Here is a 14,988-nt window from a genome sequence, read left to right as displayed (position 1 = left end):
ATCACCGATAGATGAATCTGAAAAAGAATCATTCACTGATAGATTTTTGGAGTGATGGGCATGGTCAACGGATCGGGAGCGCGCCCCTTGCGGGTCCTTGTTGCCGGCGGCGGGATAACAGGCCAGGCGCTGGCTTTCTGGCTCACGCGCGGCGGACACAGGGTGACGGTCGCCGAACGCTTTCCGGCGCTGCGGGCCACCGGGGCGCAGGTCGACCTCCGGGGGCAGGGCATCGAGGCCGTCGAGCGGATGGGGCTTCTTGACGCCGTGCGCGGCAAGCTGGTGGACGAAGCGGGAGTCGCCTTCGTCGACGCGCACGGCAGGGCCAAGGCGACGATCATGGCCAACACCTCCGGCCAGGGCCGGCAGACCCTCACGTCCGAGTACGAGATCATGCGCGGTGACCTGGTACGCATCCTGCACGACGCGTCGAAGGACGACACCGAGTACCTCTTCGGCGTGAGCATGGACGGCTTCGAGCAGGACGGACGGAGGGTCGTCGCGCACTTCTCCGACGGGTCTTCCGGCGAGTTCGACCTCCTGGTCGGCGCGGACGGGCAGGGATCGCGCATCCGGCAGGCGATCCTCCCGGCGGGCTTCGATCCGTACTGGCGGGTCGGCATCCACATGGCCTACTGGTTCATCCCGCGCATCGCGTCCGACACCAACGTCCGGGACACCTACATGGTCCCGGGCGGCCGTCAGATCATGCGCCGCAGCCACAACCCGACCGAGACCCAGGTGTACTTCGTCATGCGGGAGGAGTCCGAGGAGGCCTCGGCGATCCACCGGGAACCCGTCGAGCGCCAGCGCGAGTTTTGGGCGAGCAGGTTCCGCGACGCCGGCTGGCAAACCGCGCGCTTCATCAACGGCATGCAGACGAGCCCTTTCTTCTACTCCCAGGAGATCGTCCAGGTCCGAACCGACACCTGGTCCAGGGGCCGCGTGGTCCTTGTCGGCGACGCCGCCCACTGCGCTTCCCCTTACAGCGGCATGGGCATCTCCGGCGGCCTGGTGGGCGCCTACGTCCTGGCCGGCGAGATCAACCGGCACCCGGGCGACCTGCCGACCGCACTGGCGAACTACGACAGAGTGCTGCGTCCCTTCGTCGACAAGATCCAAGGCGAAGTGAATCCGCGCCTCCTGCGCCTGGGCATGCCGATGACCCAGCGTGCGATCAACGTCTTCCAGGCCGCCACCGCACTGGCCTGCTTCCTGCACGTTCCCGATCTCGCCGCGCGCTTTTCGAAGGAGGACCGCGGCGGCAGCTGGCAGCTCCCCGAGAACCCGACGCCGATCAGCGCCGTCTGAAAGCCGCCGCCCATCGCCGCGCGCTTGACCTGCGGCATCGTCGCCGCTTCAACCCGCTCGGCCGCGCGGAGCGCCAGCTCCTCGGCCTCTGCGGGCTGCCCGGCCGCGAGTAGGACGTGACCGAAGTTCCACTGGGCCGCCGCGATCCGCAGCGGGTCGTCCGCGTCCTCGGCCGCGCGCATCGCCCGGCCGGCGGCGAGGGTGGCGAGGTCGACGCGTCCGGTGCGCCGCAGGTACGAGCGGAGCAGGCAGTACAGGTCGGCCGCCGCCCGCAGGACGGCCCGCCGCTCGGCCGGATCGTTGCCCCCGCGGGCGGCGCGCACCGCGTGCTCGACGTCGGCGACAAGACCGGGCAGCGTCTCGGCGGCCTCGGTGAAGCGATTGCCGCTCGTCTGCCAACTGCTCCACGCGGCTTCGACCCGCTCCCTGAGCACGGCCGCAGTGACAGCGGGGGCGCTGCGGGCCGGGCCGTAGCCGAGGAGCGCCCGGCCCACAGCGGCCTCGGCCGTGTCCGTGGGGTCCCGCTCCGCGGGCGGCTGCTCGGACAGCAGCGCGGCGGCGGGGACCCCAACTCCTGCGCCAGGGCGTACAGGATCGGCAGACTCGGCACCTTGATCCCGCGCTCGATCTGCGACAGGTAGTCCGGCGAGATGCCGACCAGGCCGGCGACGGCGTCCTGCCGGCGTCCGCCGCGGTAGTGCTTGATGCGGTCCCCGATGGGCAGGTCTGCTGCAACCATGGCCACTCCTTGCTCCTGGTTTTGAGCGTAGGGTGCCCGATGCGTGGGGACCCCGTGTCCGTGGAGGAAGGAGACGCCGGTGCCGGAACTGGTGCTGTGGGACATCGACCATACGCTGATGGCGACGCGCGGCCTCGGCCGTGAGTTGTGGGCCGCCGCCTTCGAACAGGTGACAGGGGTCGGTCTGCGGGAGCAGGCGTCGGTGACGGGGTCCACGGAGCGAGTGATCCTGCGGGAGACCGCACGCCTGCACGGCGTGACGTACGACGACGAGCTGTTCGCCCGGTTCACCGACGCGCTCGGTGCCGAGCACATCCGGCGGACGGCCGAGCTGCGCGAGCGCGGGCACGCCCTGCCCGGGGCCGCCGCCGCTCTCGCTGCTCTGGAGGAGCGGGGCGTGCGGCAGTCGGTGGTCACCGGCAACGTCCGCACGGCCGCCGAGGTGAAGCTGGCGACCTTCGGCCTCGATGCCTACCTGCGCCTGGACGACGGGGCCTGCGGGGAGGACGGCGAGGGCCGCCCCGAGCTGCTTCGCCTCGCCCTGCACCGCGCGGGCGTACAGGCGGCCGAGGCTGTGTTCCTGGGGGACACGCCTGCAGACGTCGCGGGCGGACACGAGGCGGGTGTCCGCGTCGTCGCGGTCGCCACCGGGAAGACGCCAGCGGCCGAACTGGAGGCCGCAGGCGCGGAGCTGGTGCTGGACGGGCTCGCTGACACTGCACAGGTGCTCGACGCACTCCGGGTGTGACGAAACGGCCACCACCGCCCGAAGGCAACGGGGGCCGGCCCGGCCCGCTACTCCGCGACTTCGTACGTCACCGTCTGCCTCGCGCACTCACCGACCAGGTCCCGCAGCGTATCCGTTTCCGCATCATCCGCCGTCAGCTCCCAGCGGAGCTTCGTCCCCACCCACTCGGACAGGTACCGGCACAGCGCGCCTTCCGCCGGCGGCAGCCACTCCGCCGGGTCCTGGTCGCCCTTCGCCTGGTTCACCCGGTCCGTGACCGCGATCAATGACTCCTCCGCGCCCTGGTCGTTGGCGTACGCCTCCCGCCGGGCGGCCGTCCAGCCCGACGCCCCGGAGTCCCACGCCTCCGCGAGCGGCACCATGTGGTCGATGTCCAGGTCCGCGACGTCCGTCTGTGTCCGCTCGTCGTAGTACGACCACCACGAACCGCCCGTGATCTTGCATCGGGCTCCCACCGTCGGCGCCTCGACCGCCTCGGAGATGAGGATCTCCTTGCGGGTGTCGCAGCCGTCCCGCTTCAGCCCCGCGTTCCAGTGCTTGAACAGGTCCCGGTCGTAGCCCGTCCGATCCTCGGCGCTCTCTGGGAGCTGATCGACCGCCTCGGCGAGCGGCAGGGTGACGGGCTCCGCAGCGGGTGCTGCCTGAGCGGCGGGTGCGAGGATCGTGAGGGCAGCCAGGGCAGCGGCGAGGTGGCGGAGCACGCGGGTCCTTCCGTTGATCAGCGGTCGTGACCCACCGTCCGGTGGGCGGCCCGCAACGCGCCCGGGCACAGCGCGAACGCCACCTGATCGAGCGGATCTTCGCGGGACGGCGAAGAGCCCGCCGTACGCCCCGTCAGGGCAGACGTCAGGGAGCCGCCCCCGTACTGCTGGCGAACAGTGCCCAAGGGCAGCAGCCGGCTGGGCCGGAACATCCGGAGTTTCCGGGGGAGGCGCCACGCCGGCAAAGCCGTCTGAGCCCCGACCGCGCACCCGCGACCGGGGCGCCGGGACTCAGCGCGCCGAATCGAAGATGACGGGTTCGCTCGGGCAGTCCTCGGCGCGCGGCTGGTGCTGCTCGGGACGGCCTTCTCCCTTGCCGACGCGCGGCTCCGATCTGTCGCGCCGCGGCGAGTCCGAGGAGGACGGGTTCGGCGGTACCGCGACAGCGCCAGAGACGGGGCAGTCCCAGCCAGGCCAGCCACCCTGTCAGCTGCCCCCCGATCAGTTTCGGCCTGTAAGGCGTCGATCCCCGCCGATGAGGTCCTTGCCCGTCAAACCCGATGTCGCCCTGAGGCTCCTGCGTGGAGAAGGCAGTGGGCGTCCATCGATCCGGGCCAACGGTGCGCGCGTGCACTCCAGATCACCAACGCGCCGGTCACGGTGCGGACGCCAGGTGTCGCTGGCAGCCCGGCTTTGGGCGGTGTCAGGACAGGGCTGTCGGCTTGCGGGGTGGAGGGACGGCGCGCAGCAGTTCCCGCCGACAGGGAGATCGCCAGCAAGGGCCTCGCGACTGAAACCAGCAGGCCTTGGGGAGCAGCAGCCCACCGAACGAGCACCTCGGGGTCCGGCGCAGCGCGGCTCCCTGCGAAACCGTGGCCGGTTCGGTGAGCCTTGAGCGTTTCACGGCGGAGTTCTCACTCGAACGGGTTACCCCCTGCAACCGCGCCCGGGCGCGGTGCGCTCTCAAGCAGCGCAGCCGGGCCGGAACTGCGGGGGTGAAGCAGCGGGCCTCTTGTCGGACTCAGGTATGTGGCTGACGATGCGTAGCAGACGGTTGTCCGGACCGTGACGAGGTGGGGGCCATGTCGACGGGAACGAGCGGGGATTACTGGAAAGACAGAGCACTGCCCAGCGTCTTCAAGCATGACCTGCTGAAGCGCTATCTGGCGCAGTTCGGTGGCATGCTGAGCGGCCAGTCGCACGACAAGCGGGTGGTCTACCTGGACGGGTATGCGGGCGAGGGCCGTTACGAGACCGGCGAGCCGGCCTCCGCGGAGCTCGCGCTCCGGGTCGCCTCCTACTTCCGCTCCCGGCACGGGGTGACGGTGGAGGGCTTCTTCACCGAGGCCCAGGCCAAGTCGTTCCAGCGGCTGCAGCAGGTCGTGGAGGGCTACCGCCGCCAGGGAGTCGTCGCGCACGCTCATCGGGGTGAGGTCGACGGCGTCCTGGACAGCGTCATCCAGCGGGCTGCGGGCAGGCCACTGTTCCTCTTCCTGGACCCGTGCGGGCTGGTGCTGCCCCAGGACCGGCTCGTGGACGTGCTGGCCAGGCAGCGGCCGGACAAGAAGCCGGCGACCGAGCTGTTGATGAACTTCAGCATGATGGCGGTGTGGCGGCTGGGCGGGCACGTCCGTTCGCCGAAGGGCAACGAGACCTCGCTGCGGCGCTTCGACGAGGTCTGCGGGGGCGCCTGGTGGCGCGGGTACTTCGCCGAGGCGGCGGCCCCCGGCGCGCAGGCCGGTGCCGCGGAGGACGCCATCGAGGCGGTGGCGGCCGAGTACGCCCGCCGCCTGGCCCGCCGTACCGGCATGTTCGTGCAGTCGGTGCCGGTCTCGCACGCACCGCACAAGCGCGCCGTGTACCGGCTGGTGTTCGCCACCCGCAGCCAGTACGGGCTGTGGGTGTTCGGCGACACCGTGGCCCGGGCCCGCGCGGAATGGTGGAAGACGCTGGAACTGCAGGAGACCCGGGACGATCCGGACGCCCTGTTCTCCGCTGCCTCCGTGCTGCGGCCCGACCCCGCGACCGTGGAGAAGGAAGCCGTTCCGGCGATGGCCGCCAACCTGGAGAGGCTGCTGAGCGCCGGGCGCCCGGTCCGGCTGGTCGACCACACCCTGGCCGTCTTCGGTGACTACTTCGGACAGGTCACCGATCCGACTGCCCGCAAGGCCGTCAAGTACCTGCACAGCCAGGGCAAGACGCCCACCACGGGCGTCGGCGGCGACAAGACCCGCGCACTGGTCGTGCAACCCGCTCGACCGTGAACGCCCGGCCAGGCAGCCCGCCGCGCTACACCGCCGCGGGCTGCGGCATCTCGTCCCAGGTCCGGCCATCCAGCTCGCGGCCGCCGGCCTTCGGGGTTCGCCCGCCCCACTGCTTGAAAAAAAAGGCGACACCGGCCCGCTGGCAGACGTCCCGGATCTGCGCGACCCAGGCCTCGTCCAGCGGCCGGTGCCCGCGCCCGGACTCGCCGCCCGCGATCACCCAGTCGATCCCGGACAGCTCAAGCCCGTCCAGCGGCCCCAGCAGCGGCTCGCACGACAGGAACCGCACCGCCGTCGGCACCTGCCGCAGGTCGTCCACGCGCGGCAGTTCCTTCGCGCTCTCCACCGACACGCCCATCCACAGGTTGTCCGGCCACTCCAAACGGCCGGCGACCTGGCGAAGGCGCCGCGCCCGCTTGGTGAGGACCTGGTAGGTGTGCTGCGGGGTGTCGGCCATCACCTCGAAGACCCGGCGCACGTAGTCGAGCGGTACCCGGGCGTGGAAGAGGTCGCTCATGGAGTTCACGAACACCGTGCGCGGGCTCTTCCACCCGTAGGGCACCCGCAGGGCGTCCGGATGGAGCGTCAGGCCGAACCCGGGGCCGGAGGTCCGCGGGTCACCGTCCGTCTGGTACTTCGGCGAGCCCATCGCCTTCAGGCGCTTGGCTAGCGTCAGCGCGTAGCAGTTGTCGCAGCCCTCCGACACACGGTCGCACCCCGTGGTCGGGTTCCACGTCGCCTCGGTCCACTCGATCGCACTACGGTCGCTCACTGGTCCCCTCCTGCTGTGTGCTGCCCAACGATGCCCTCCGCCGCCGCGTTGCGGGAAGCGATGACCGGGACTGCCGGTGTTCGTAACCGATCCTGAACAATTCATCGAATAGAACAAAGGTTCACACCGTAGTTGTCCGCGCATGGTCCGTCGAGCGGTTCGGGATGCAGCCGCTCCGCCTCCGCGATGGCCGGGTCAGCCAAGGACGGCCGGGCGGCCTGCCGGTGCGCCTCGATCGCACGGCGGTAGCCCTCCGGCGGCACGGCGGGCACGGCCGGCTGCGGGGGCGGGGCGGCGACCACTGTGGCGGGGCCTGCCTGCGCGGGCGCGGGCGCCAGGACGTGAACGGTACGGACGTTCGCGCCGGACACCTTCTCGTTGGCCGCCGCGATCAGCTTCGGTGCTTTCCAGCGCAGCTGCGTGCCGTACGCGGGCGCGTCGGGGGCGACGTCCAGGCGGCCGGTGTCCGCGTCGAAGCCCACGGCCATGACGCGCCCGACGAGTTCGGGCGCGGCCGCAGCGAGGAGGTCGTCGAACCGGGCGAGGACGATCGCGAGCTCCGGGTCTCGGGCCTTGTTGCCGTCCGGGCAGGACCAGACCATCCGCATTGTCCTGGACGACGGCTATCCGCCGGCGACCGGCGACTGACACAGCCGCCCCGCTTGGTCCGGGGCGGCCGCGTTCTCCGCTGCCTTTCGTCTCGGCGGCGGGATGACTGAGGAGGGGGCGGGGTCTGTCGGCCCCGCCCCCTCCTCAGCGCCATCCGGCGGTTACCTGTTCTCCTCGGCGAGCCGGGCCAGCTCCTCGGTCAGTCGCCGCTCGGCTTCCTCCTGGGCGATGAGCGCCTGACGCAGCGCTTCCGCGACCTCGGGCGGCGTCTCCTCGGACATGGTTCCTCCTCTGTGTTCAAACGGGCGGGGCGGTGGTGGTCTGGCAGGTGCTGGACATGCGGGTCTTCGTTTGCGTCAGCAGAGGAGAGGGATGCGACCATGGCCCTCTCCCGGTTCTGTGACAGGGGTCCGGGGGCCGGGGCGGCCGGTCGCCTGGCAGTGAGTCGGCCGCCCCGGGCACGGTCAGAAGGTCCAGGTCCGGCCGCCGTGGTGCACGCCGCCGGTGACGCCGTAGTGGTTGCCCTCCACGACCGTCGTGCTCTCTGCGGCCCTGGCCTCCTCGGCCGCCTCCCTGGCCTTGAGGTCGGCGTACAGCGCGTCGGCCTGCGCCTGGACCCAGGCCTCGCGGGAGTCGCTGTCCTTCGCCATGGTGTTCTCCTCGTCTCGTGCGGACCGGGTCTGTCCCGGGTCCCCGCCCCCGCCCGGCCGGCGAGCCGTGCGGGCAGGAGCGGGCACCCGTCAGACGCCGAGGTGACGGCGGCCGGAGTCGTACATCCGCCGCACGGAGGACTGCTTCTCGGGGTCGTCGAAGAGCGCGGAGGCGATCCGCCGCCAGGACAGCCCGTAGCGATCCTTGAGCATCACGACCTGGACGGCGGCCCGGCGCTCCAGGAGCCGGGCGAGGTCACTGGTGTGACGGGTGGCCAGCAGCGCCTGCCCCTCGGACACGGCCGGCCCGGCGTGGCCGGCTCCACTCTCCCCGAGCGACTCCAGCGCGTAGGCGAGCTGGTCGCCCTCGACAGCCGCGGCGAGGTAGCCGCGGGGGTCGTCGCCGGGCTCCCACGTGATCGTCACGGTGCGGCCGCCGGTCTTGGTCACGGTCACGGACATGGGCCTGTCTCCCTCACCAGAAGTGGTGTGCGCTTTGTGCACACCCTGAGCGTGACACGCGGTGTGCGCAAAGCGCAAGGGCTGTCCTTCGCTCCGGGGCGGCGAAAGGAGCCGTGGCCCGGATGCGCGGTGGGGCGACTTCGGGGATCGCGTCCCGCGCAGGCTCGGGTGCGCCTACGGTCGTTCCACGGATGGCGGCCAGGCAGTGACACCAGGTCAGATTTGGGAGAGGGACCGAGGATGGTCAACGCCCGTACGTACCCGCTGTGGCGGGACCTCGCGATGAGCAAGGATCTCCCCAAGGATGCCCTGAAGACGGTGATCGAGGCCTTGTGCGCGCCGGCGATGACGACGGAGGCTTCCCCCCCCCCAGGCCGACCGGTGGCGGGAGAGAGCCCTCAAGGAAGCGATGCCCACGCTGCTAACCCGGACCTCCGTCAAGCGGCTGCGCGGCCAGCTCCTGGTGCACGCCGACGACAAGACGCTGGCCGCCATCCTGCGGCTTCGCCGCGTCTGGCCCAGGCTGATCTCCGCTTTGCACAGCACCCCCACCAGGTTGAGGTGGCGATCGCGCTCTTACCCCGTCTCCCCCAGCACACGGCGGAACGGGTTGGTCGGGACTGGGGCCAGATCGCTGCACCCGCACTACTGGCGCCGCGTCGGCCCCGCCTGTTCCGCAGGAACTGTCACACGCCGTCCTGGATGCCTGCCTCATCCCGCTCGCCGCCTACCTGCTTTACCCGGACCCTGAAGAAGGCTGGAAGGCTTGGAGCTCGGCGACCACGCCGGCTGGGCGATACAGGCCCGCTGTCCCGAGTCCCCAAGCGGCGGGCGCAGTTCATCACGCTCCGCGTTCGGGCGGCTGTTCAGTACCTTCTGCTGGATGAGGCCGAGACGCAGGCTCTCGAGGATGCCCAGCCCCGCGTGACTGGCGGACCCATCCCAGCAGGGCCCGGGAAGTCGGCACTACGCCGACCAGCGGCTCCGCGAATGCCGGTAGGTGCGCCGCGATACCCGGACAGACTTCACGAATGGCGCATATGAACTCTTCTCTCCACGCGGATTGCCCCGACGGTTCACTGGGCGGCGCCGTGAACAAATGGGTATGTTGGCAGCGTCAGGTATTGCATCTCGGGACGCACCAGCGCGGGGGTCGCCCCAGGACGGTGCATCTTCCATAAGCAGCGCCTGACGTGGAGGGCCGTTCCCCGTCGGAAACGGCCCTGTGACGAGCGCCGGGCTACCAGGTGAGCCAGTTTGCGAGCTGGATGGCCAGATCCATGCAAGCGACGTAGAAGGCCCACCGGCCGTAGTCCGGCGGTTCGTTCTCCGGCATTCCCTTTCCTCCGGGCGGGAGGAGCGGTCGTCCTCCACGCCCGCGGGACGTGAAGGGACCGGAGGTTCCACACGAAGGTCAGCCTATAGAGGATCAACCCCAACTATGGTCTTCTATCGGAAAGTTCGTTCACCCGATCTGCCGAAGGCCATCTGACCTGTGCAATTACGTACTCGCTTACGGCACACGCGCATGCGCTAAGCGCACATTTACCGAGCAACCCTTGCGGGCTCAGGGACGACTGGCCGGAGCCGGCGGTCGATCTGAAGAGGGACGAGCTACCCCTGGCGTGTGCGGGGTCGACGTCGAAGGCGGCGCGGAAATCGACCACGCTCGGGAGCTACCCCCGAGGGCGCGGAGGCGACTTCGGGACGACAACCTCCGCGCTCCAGACATAGGAGCGACCTCCGCAGGCGCGGAGCCGACACCCTGCTCGGCGTCATCGCCGTCGCCGCTCCGGAATTACCCCCGCAGGCGCGGGGACGACCGAGCTACATCACGCCGGAGTCGGACAGTTCCGAACTACCCCCGCGGGCGCGAGGATGACCTGCCGTTCACGCTGCTCATTGTACGCGCACCGGAACTGCCCCCCTCCGGAGACGGGGACGATGTCGCGATCGCGCCGTTCCCGGCGAGCTCGAGCGAACAACCCCTGCGGGCGCGGGCGACTTCGACTCGGACTCCAGCACGTGCACCGCCATGGAGCTACCCCTGCGGGCGCGGGGACGACTACAGCCTCCAGTACCCGGCCCCCGCCGCCGACGAGCTACCCCTGCGGGCGCGGGGACGACGGCTCGCCCTCCTCGGCCGCCGCCGCCATCGAGCTACCCCTGCGGGCGCGGGGACGACCCTGGCCCAGGCCGCCGAAGACGCCGCCCGCGCGAGCTACCCCTGCGGGCGCGGGGACGACCAGAACATCCCCCGGTCGTCCCGGGCGGCAGGCGAGCTACCCCTGCGGGCGCGGGGACGACCTCATCGTCTGGCTGGCCGCCGACGATCGAGCTACCCCTGCGGGCGCGGGGACGACCCGACCCCGACCCGGCGCGCGAGGTCCCACGACGAGCTACCCCTGCGGGCGCGGGGACGACGAAGTGCCGGGGGAGACGGCCAACCGCTCCCCGGAGCTACCCCTGCGGGCGCGGGGACGACACGTGGAAGTCGGGGTACTACCTGCTGAAGCCGGAGCTACCCCTGCGGGCGCGGGGACGACACTCATGACCTGCGGTGTTGTCAGGTGATCATGCCGTTTTGCTTTACGTCGGTCGAGGGCCGCCAGGCTTGTCCGTTCTGGCGTGGGCGGGCGATGAGGGTGAGACCGTCGAAGTCGACGGGGGTCCAACGATCGCGGCCGGCTGTGCGGGCCGTCCAGCCTTGTTCCGTAGCCGCTGGTTCGATCATGACGGCTTGGCCGTCATGTATGCGTTCGGCGAGGACGTTCCACAGCCGGTCGCGGATGCGGGGGTTGGGGTTGCCGACGTAGACGCCGGGGGCCACTTCGATGAACCATCGGGTGAGGTGGCCCCGGAGGCCGGGTGGGGCGGCGATGAGGACGATCACGGTCGTTCCGGCGCTCATGGAGCCGTCTCCGCGGAAGCGGGGCCGGGGGGTTCCGGGATGATGTCGAGGTGGTGTTCGGCGCTCCAGTTGCGGCCGCTGCTGACGATGGTGTCGCCGTCGTCCCACAGCGCGCTGAGGTCCTCGTCCGGCAGGTCGCCGCCGTCGGGGACGAGGAGATGTTTGATGTCGGCGACGACGCGGGGCAGGAGTTTGCCCCCTACGACGGCGTCCCGCAGGGCGGTACGTGCGTCGCGTTCGGTGGTGAGGCCCTGCGCGGCGAGGTCGAATGCGAGGGGGATGGTGAACTCGGCCTTGTAGAGGTCGGCGATGTCCAGGACGAAGGAGAGGGCGTTGCCGGTGTGGACGAAGCCGAGGGCGGGGCTGGCACCGAGGCCGGTGATCGCGGCGTGGCAGATGCCGTAGAGGGCCGAGTTGGAGGCGGACAGGAGCCGGTTGACGTCGTCGCCGGCGGCGAAGGCGTCGCCCGGTTTGTAGTCGCGCTTGGTCCAGGGGACTCCGGTGCGGTCAGAGTGCTGGGCGTAGAGCCGGCGGATGCGGGTGCCTTCGCGGCCGCGGAGCTGTTGAAGGGTCAGGCCGGTGGTGTCCTCGCCGGGGAAGCGCATGTCGTACATGCGGCGGGCGACGGCGACGCGTTCTTTGGGGCGGGTGACCAGCCAGGCCTGGCGGAGCTGGAGCTGGGAGCCGCGTGCGGTGCTGGTGCCGGTGGCGTAGAGGCGTACGCCCTGCTCGCCGACCCAGCACATGGCGGTGCCGGAGTCGGCGAGCAGGGTGGCGGCGGGGTGGGTGAGGCGGCTGCCGGGGCCGATGAGGAGGACGGCGAGCCAGGCTGCGGGGACGTGGACGGTGCGGGCCTTGTTGACCAGGACGATGGCGTTGTCGTCGCGGTCGATGTGGCAGCGCTCGGCGTAGAGGCTGGAGATGCGGTCCTCGAGCCGGTGCACGTCCTGCGGTCTGGTCCGCCACCAGGGTTCAGCCATGGTCGGCCTCGCGGGGGCGGAGCGGGGCGAGGGTGAGCAGGCCCTGGCCGTAGCCCTTGGCGGGGCCGATGCCGGCGAGGAGGGTGGTACGCAGGGTGTCGGGGTCGGTGACGCGGAGGCGTCCTTCGAAGGTGGCGGTGGACAGGGTGACGCGGGGGCCGTCGGGGTGCTTGCGGAAGCGGAGGATGTCGCGGCTGACGATGGTCGCCGCAGGGCCGGCGGACAGGCTGTGGTCCTCGGTCTGCAGGCCGGGGGCGGGGGGTGTGGCGGTGGCGTCGGGGACGGTGAAGCCGTGGCGTTCGCTGCGGTCGAGGAGCCACTTGAGCTGCTGGGCGGCGGTGCGGTGGGCGACGCGGGAGCCGCGGGTCCTGGTGCCGTTTTCGGCTCCTGCTTTCAGGCGGGCGGCCTGCTGTTGGCTGGGGCGGCTGGGCTGGGTGAGGCTGCGGACGGGGTTGGCGGTGAGGCGGAAGCCGAATTCGCGGCCGCGGGTGATGCGCTCGAGCAGGGGCGTGTAGTCGGCGATGAGCGGGGCGCCGTCGTCGGCGCCGGGCCAGCCGGCGTTGTCGACGAGGTGGGCCCAGGAGGGGCGGCTGTGGGTGAGGACGAGCAGGTCGGTCCGGTGCGGGGTGTTGTTGTCCAGGCGCCACAGGACGCGTTCGGTGACGGGCTGCACGGCGAGTCCGGCGAGGACGGCGGCGTGCAGCCGGTGGGGGCTGGACAGCAGGGACACGGCGGCGCGGCGGCGCGGGTTCAGGGCGATCTTTGACAGGTAGGGCATGTGGTCACCAGCCCAGGAGGGCGAACGGGTCGTGGTCGGAGTGGCCGGCGGTGGCGGTGTCTGTTTCGGCAGTGGCCGGCTGGTCGAGGCCGGTGGGCACGATGAGCCAGAGGTGTCGGACGCCGCGCCGGCGGAACCGGGTGCCGGTCTTGAGGTCGTAGGTGTCGGGCACGTCGACGGCGAGCTGGTCGCCGTCCGGGTCCTCGACGGTGGCCTCCAGCGACACGGTGGTGCTCTTGGCCTGCTGACGGCGGTGGCTGCCCGCCTGCCACGGCACGTCTTCGAGGATCTTGTCCAGCGGGCCGTCGGCGTGCAGTCCGAGGCTCACGGGGCCGGTGGGCGGGCAGGAGCGGCGGCCGAGACTGAGCGGGTAGACGGGGTTGCGGACCGCTTCCTCCAGGGCGCGCACGAGGGTGTCCGGGCCGCGCAGGGCGGCGACGAAGACGGCGTCCTGGAGGTAGAACCGCCGGGTGACGCCGGTGTACTTGGCCGGGGTGGTCCTGGTCTGCTGTCCCTTGGCGTTGGTCTTGGCCGACAGCATCGGTACGCCGCGGTAGTCGCTGTAGGTGTGGTAGTCCCGCAGCAGGGTGCCGGGCTGGTCGACCCGGACGCCGAGCTGCAGACCGACCAGGTCGGTCAGTGAGGCCTCGCGGTCGCGGCCCTCGGCGGCGGCGAGGAGGCCGAGGACGCCGGACTTGGTGGGCTGGGGGCGGGTTTCGCGCCAGTTGTAGCGGGACGGGCCGCCCCAGGACTGCAGCGGGGCGGCCAGCCGCAGCACGAGGACGGCGTGGTCGGTACCGGTCACCGGGCGCCGTCCTGCGTGGTCGGGGCGGGCGTGATCTGTCCGTCGGTGAGCCACTGCCCAACGAGGGAGTCGACGGAGTCGAGGAGGGCGGGGAAGGACAGGGAGGGGCCGAAGACCTCGGCGGCCTTGTCGCCTTCGGTGGTGTAGGTGGCCAGGGTCCGCAGGGGCTCGGCGCCCCAGGTTTCGCCGACCGTCTGGAGTTCGTGGGCGAGCCGTACGACGGATTCGGCGGCCAGGCCGGTGATGCCGGTGACGGGCTCCTCGAAGGCGGAGACCAGGTTCACGGGCTGGTCGGTGCGGATGGTGAGCAGGACCAGGTGGGGCAGGGTGCGGTGGGCGAAGGAGTTCTGGTGCCCGGTCGGCATGGAGCGGGTGAAGGCGTCGATGAACCGCACGGCCGCCTGCCGGGTTTCGTCGGTGTCGGTGAGGTTGTCCCGCAGCTGGTGCACGCCGAGGACGGCGTAGCGGTACAGGGTGGAGGAGTTGAACTCGACGGTGCCGATCATGCCGGCGCCGTGGTCGTCGGTGTTCTCGTCGTCGACCGCGGTGTAGTAGTCGAACTCGGTGCGCACGGCGTGGGTGGACAGGGCGTGTGCGACCTGGACGGAGGCGTCCACGTTCAGGGCGGGCAGGTCGGCGACCATACGTCCGAACAGGGCGACCTCGGCCGGGTGACCGGTGGACAGCGTCTGGACGACGGGGAGGTTCTTCACCTCGGTCTTGAGGTCGTCGTCGGGCAGGGCGGCGAGCTTGGCGGCCCGGCCGCCCAGCAGGGCGACCAGGGAGTCGAGCTGCTTCTTGCCGAAGAACAGCAGGTAGGCGGACTGGTCGTCCTTTTTGGCTGACTTGGTGATGCCGAGCGGCTCCAGCAGGGCGGCGGCCAGGCGGTCCGCCTGCGCGGCCTGCAGGCCGGCGCCGCCCACGGCGGCGGGGCGGGTGAGGCGCTGGGTGAGGAGGTGGGCGATCCGCTTGGTGCGGGTGGCCCGGTCGGCCTCGGGCACGTGCTCGGCGTACGCGGTGCGAGTCGCGCGCTTCCACGCCTGGGAGGAGACGCGGGCACGGCGGGCTCCACCGTAGACGGCCTGCTTGGGGGTGCCGGAATCGTCCCGGTTCACGTTGGACGGCGGCAGGCTCTGCAGGATGTGGGCCTCGACGAAGAGGGTGGGCTTCATGGCATGACTCCTTGAACGCATGCGGCGCCGCTCGTACGGCGCGGTCGAAGACGTGGTGGTGTGACGGGGACGGCGGGCCGTCAGCG

14 protein-coding genes and 1 CRISPR repeat array are annotated in these 14,988 nt (G+C 71.1%); of the genes, 3 read left to right on the top strand and 11 right to left on the bottom strand.

All coding sequences use genetic code 11. The features are described from left to right. Positions 1-54 precede the first annotated feature (54 nt). Complete coding sequence (locus Sdagh_RS24920; protein WP_226535765.1) at positions 55-1,311, top strand: FAD-dependent monooxygenase; 1,257 nt, start codon at positions 55-57, stop codon at positions 1,309-1,311. On the opposite strand, the gene Sdagh_RS24915 is transcribed toward Sdagh_RS24920, so the two are convergent. Then, on the bottom strand, positions 1,298-2,050 hold the full coding sequence (locus Sdagh_RS24915; protein WP_226535693.1) for a helix-turn-helix domain-containing protein: 753 nt from the start codon (positions 2,048-2,050) through the stop codon (positions 1,298-1,300). The genes Sdagh_RS24920 and Sdagh_RS24915 overlap by 14 nt on opposite strands. Before the next feature lie 79 nt (positions 2,051-2,129). Here Sdagh_RS24915 and Sdagh_RS24910 point away from each other — a divergent pair, with 79 nt between their 5' ends. Then, the gene (locus tag Sdagh_RS24910; protein WP_190078333.1) at positions 2,130-2,798 is read left to right on the top strand and encodes an HAD family hydrolase; all 669 of its coding nucleotides are present in this window, start codon (positions 2,130-2,132) and stop codon (positions 2,796-2,798) included. 47 nt (positions 2,799-2,845) lie between these two features. On the opposite strand, the gene Sdagh_RS24905 is transcribed toward Sdagh_RS24910, so the two are convergent. After that, positions 2,846-3,499, bottom strand: coding sequence for an HNH endonuclease family protein (locus Sdagh_RS24905; protein ID WP_190078332.1), 654 nt, complete (start codon positions 3,497-3,499; stop codon positions 2,846-2,848). 1,082 nt (positions 3,500-4,581) lie between these two features. Between Sdagh_RS24905 and tcmP the strand changes: the two genes are divergently transcribed. Further along, positions 4,582-5,763, top strand: a complete 1,182-nt coding sequence (tcmP, locus tag Sdagh_RS24900) for a three-Cys-motif partner protein TcmP (RefSeq protein WP_190078331.1) — start codon at positions 4,582-4,584, stop codon at positions 5,761-5,763. Between the two features lie 25 nt (positions 5,764-5,788). Here the strand turns inward: tcmP and Sdagh_RS24895 are convergent, their stop codons facing one another. The 9 genes from Sdagh_RS24895 to cas7e form a co-directional block, all read right to left on the bottom strand. Continuing rightward, positions 5,789-6,535 carry a DUF5131 family protein gene (locus tag Sdagh_RS24895; RefSeq protein WP_190078330.1) on the bottom strand — a complete coding sequence of 249 codons (747 nt, stop codon included), beginning with the start codon at positions 6,533-6,535 and terminating at the stop codon, positions 5,789-5,791. A 101-nt stretch (positions 6,536-6,636) separates the two neighbouring features. After that, positions 6,637-7,137, bottom strand: coding sequence for a hypothetical protein (locus tag Sdagh_RS24890; RefSeq protein WP_190078329.1), 501 nt, complete (start codon positions 7,135-7,137; stop codon positions 6,637-6,639). A gap of 471 nt (positions 7,138-7,608) precedes the next feature. Then, a complete protein-coding gene (locus tag Sdagh_RS24885; protein WP_190078328.1) occupies positions 7,609-7,794 on the bottom strand; it encodes a hypothetical protein in 186 nt (61 codons plus the stop codon). A gap of 90 nt (positions 7,795-7,884) precedes the next feature. Further along, positions 7,885-8,256 carry a hypothetical protein gene (locus Sdagh_RS24880; RefSeq protein ID WP_190078327.1) on the bottom strand — a complete coding sequence of 124 codons (372 nt, stop codon included), beginning with the start codon at positions 8,254-8,256 and terminating at the stop codon, positions 7,885-7,887. 2,037 nt (positions 8,257-10,293) lie between these two features. Continuing rightward, positions 10,294-10,802: a CRISPR direct-repeat array (repeat unit 28 nt; unit sequence GAGCTACCCCTGCGGGCGCGGGGACGAC). Between the two features lie 20 nt (positions 10,803-10,822). Continuing rightward, the gene (gene cas2e, locus Sdagh_RS24875) at positions 10,823-11,167 is read right to left on the bottom strand and encodes a type I-E CRISPR-associated endoribonuclease Cas2e (protein ID WP_190078326.1); all 345 of its coding nucleotides are present in this window, start codon (positions 11,165-11,167) and stop codon (positions 10,823-10,825) included. Then, positions 11,164-12,147 (bottom strand): type I-E CRISPR-associated endonuclease Cas1e, encoded by a 984-nt coding sequence (gene cas1e / locus Sdagh_RS24870; RefSeq protein WP_190078325.1) that lies wholly within the window; start codon positions 12,145-12,147, stop codon positions 11,164-11,166. The genes cas2e and cas1e overlap by 4 nt, the downstream gene beginning before the upstream one ends. Beyond that, positions 12,140-12,925, bottom strand: a complete 786-nt coding sequence (gene cas6e / locus Sdagh_RS24865; RefSeq protein ID WP_190078324.1) for a type I-E CRISPR-associated protein Cas6/Cse3/CasE — start codon at positions 12,923-12,925, stop codon at positions 12,140-12,142. Before cas6e ends, cas1e begins: the two co-directional genes overlap by 8 nt. A 4-nt stretch (positions 12,926-12,929) precedes the next feature. Beyond that, the gene (cas5e, locus tag Sdagh_RS24860) at positions 12,930-13,730 is read right to left on the bottom strand and encodes a type I-E CRISPR-associated protein Cas5/CasD (protein ID WP_190078323.1); all 801 of its coding nucleotides are present in this window, start codon (positions 13,728-13,730) and stop codon (positions 12,930-12,932) included. Then, positions 13,727-14,902, bottom strand: coding sequence for a type I-E CRISPR-associated protein Cas7/Cse4/CasC (gene cas7e, locus Sdagh_RS24855; RefSeq protein WP_190078322.1), 1,176 nt, complete (start codon positions 14,900-14,902; stop codon positions 13,727-13,729). Before cas7e ends, cas5e begins: the two co-directional genes overlap by 4 nt. Between the last annotated feature and the right edge of the window lie 86 nt (positions 14,903-14,988).

It is taken from the genome of Streptomyces daghestanicus, from assembly GCF_020521275.1.
GTDB lineage: Bacteria > Actinomycetota > Actinomycetes > Streptomycetales > Streptomycetaceae > Streptomyces > Streptomyces griseoviridis.
Note: the sequence above shows the minus strand (reverse complement) of the source record. Positions and strands in the feature narration are given on the sequence as shown.

Coding starts and splice junctions, on each gene's coding strand:
- cas2e (WP_190078326.1), bottom strand. CDS start 11,167: ATGAGCGCCGGAACGACCGTGATCGTCCTCATCGCCGCCCCACCCGGC.
- Sdagh_RS24880 (WP_190078327.1), bottom strand. CDS start 8,256: ATGTCCGTGACCGTGACCAAGACCGGCGGCCGCACCGTGACGATCACG.
- Sdagh_RS24890 (WP_190078329.1), bottom strand. CDS start 7,137: ATGGTCTGGTCCTGCCCGGACGGCAACAAGGCCCGAGACCCGGAGCTC.
- tcmP (WP_190078331.1), top strand. CDS start 4,582: ATGTCGACGGGAACGAGCGGGGATTACTGGAAAGACAGAGCACTGCCC.
- Sdagh_RS24885 (WP_190078328.1), bottom strand. CDS start 7,794: ATGGCGAAGGACAGCGACTCCCGCGAGGCCTGGGTCCAGGCGCAGGCC.
- cas1e (WP_190078325.1), bottom strand. CDS start 12,147: ATGGCTGAACCCTGGTGGCGGACCAGACCGCAGGACGTGCACCGGCTC.
- cas7e (WP_190078322.1), bottom strand. CDS start 14,902: ATGAAGCCCACCCTCTTCGTCGAGGCCCACATCCTGCAGAGCCTGCCG.
- cas6e (WP_190078324.1), bottom strand. CDS start 12,925: ATGCCCTACCTGTCAAAGATCGCCCTGAACCCGCGCCGCCGCGCCGCC.
- Sdagh_RS24920 (WP_226535765.1), top strand. CDS start 55: ATGGGCATGGTCAACGGATCGGGAGCGCGCCCCTTGCGGGTCCTTGTT.
- Sdagh_RS24915 (WP_226535693.1), bottom strand. CDS start 2,050: ATGGTTGCAGCAGACCTGCCCATCGGGGACCGCATCAAGCACTACCGC.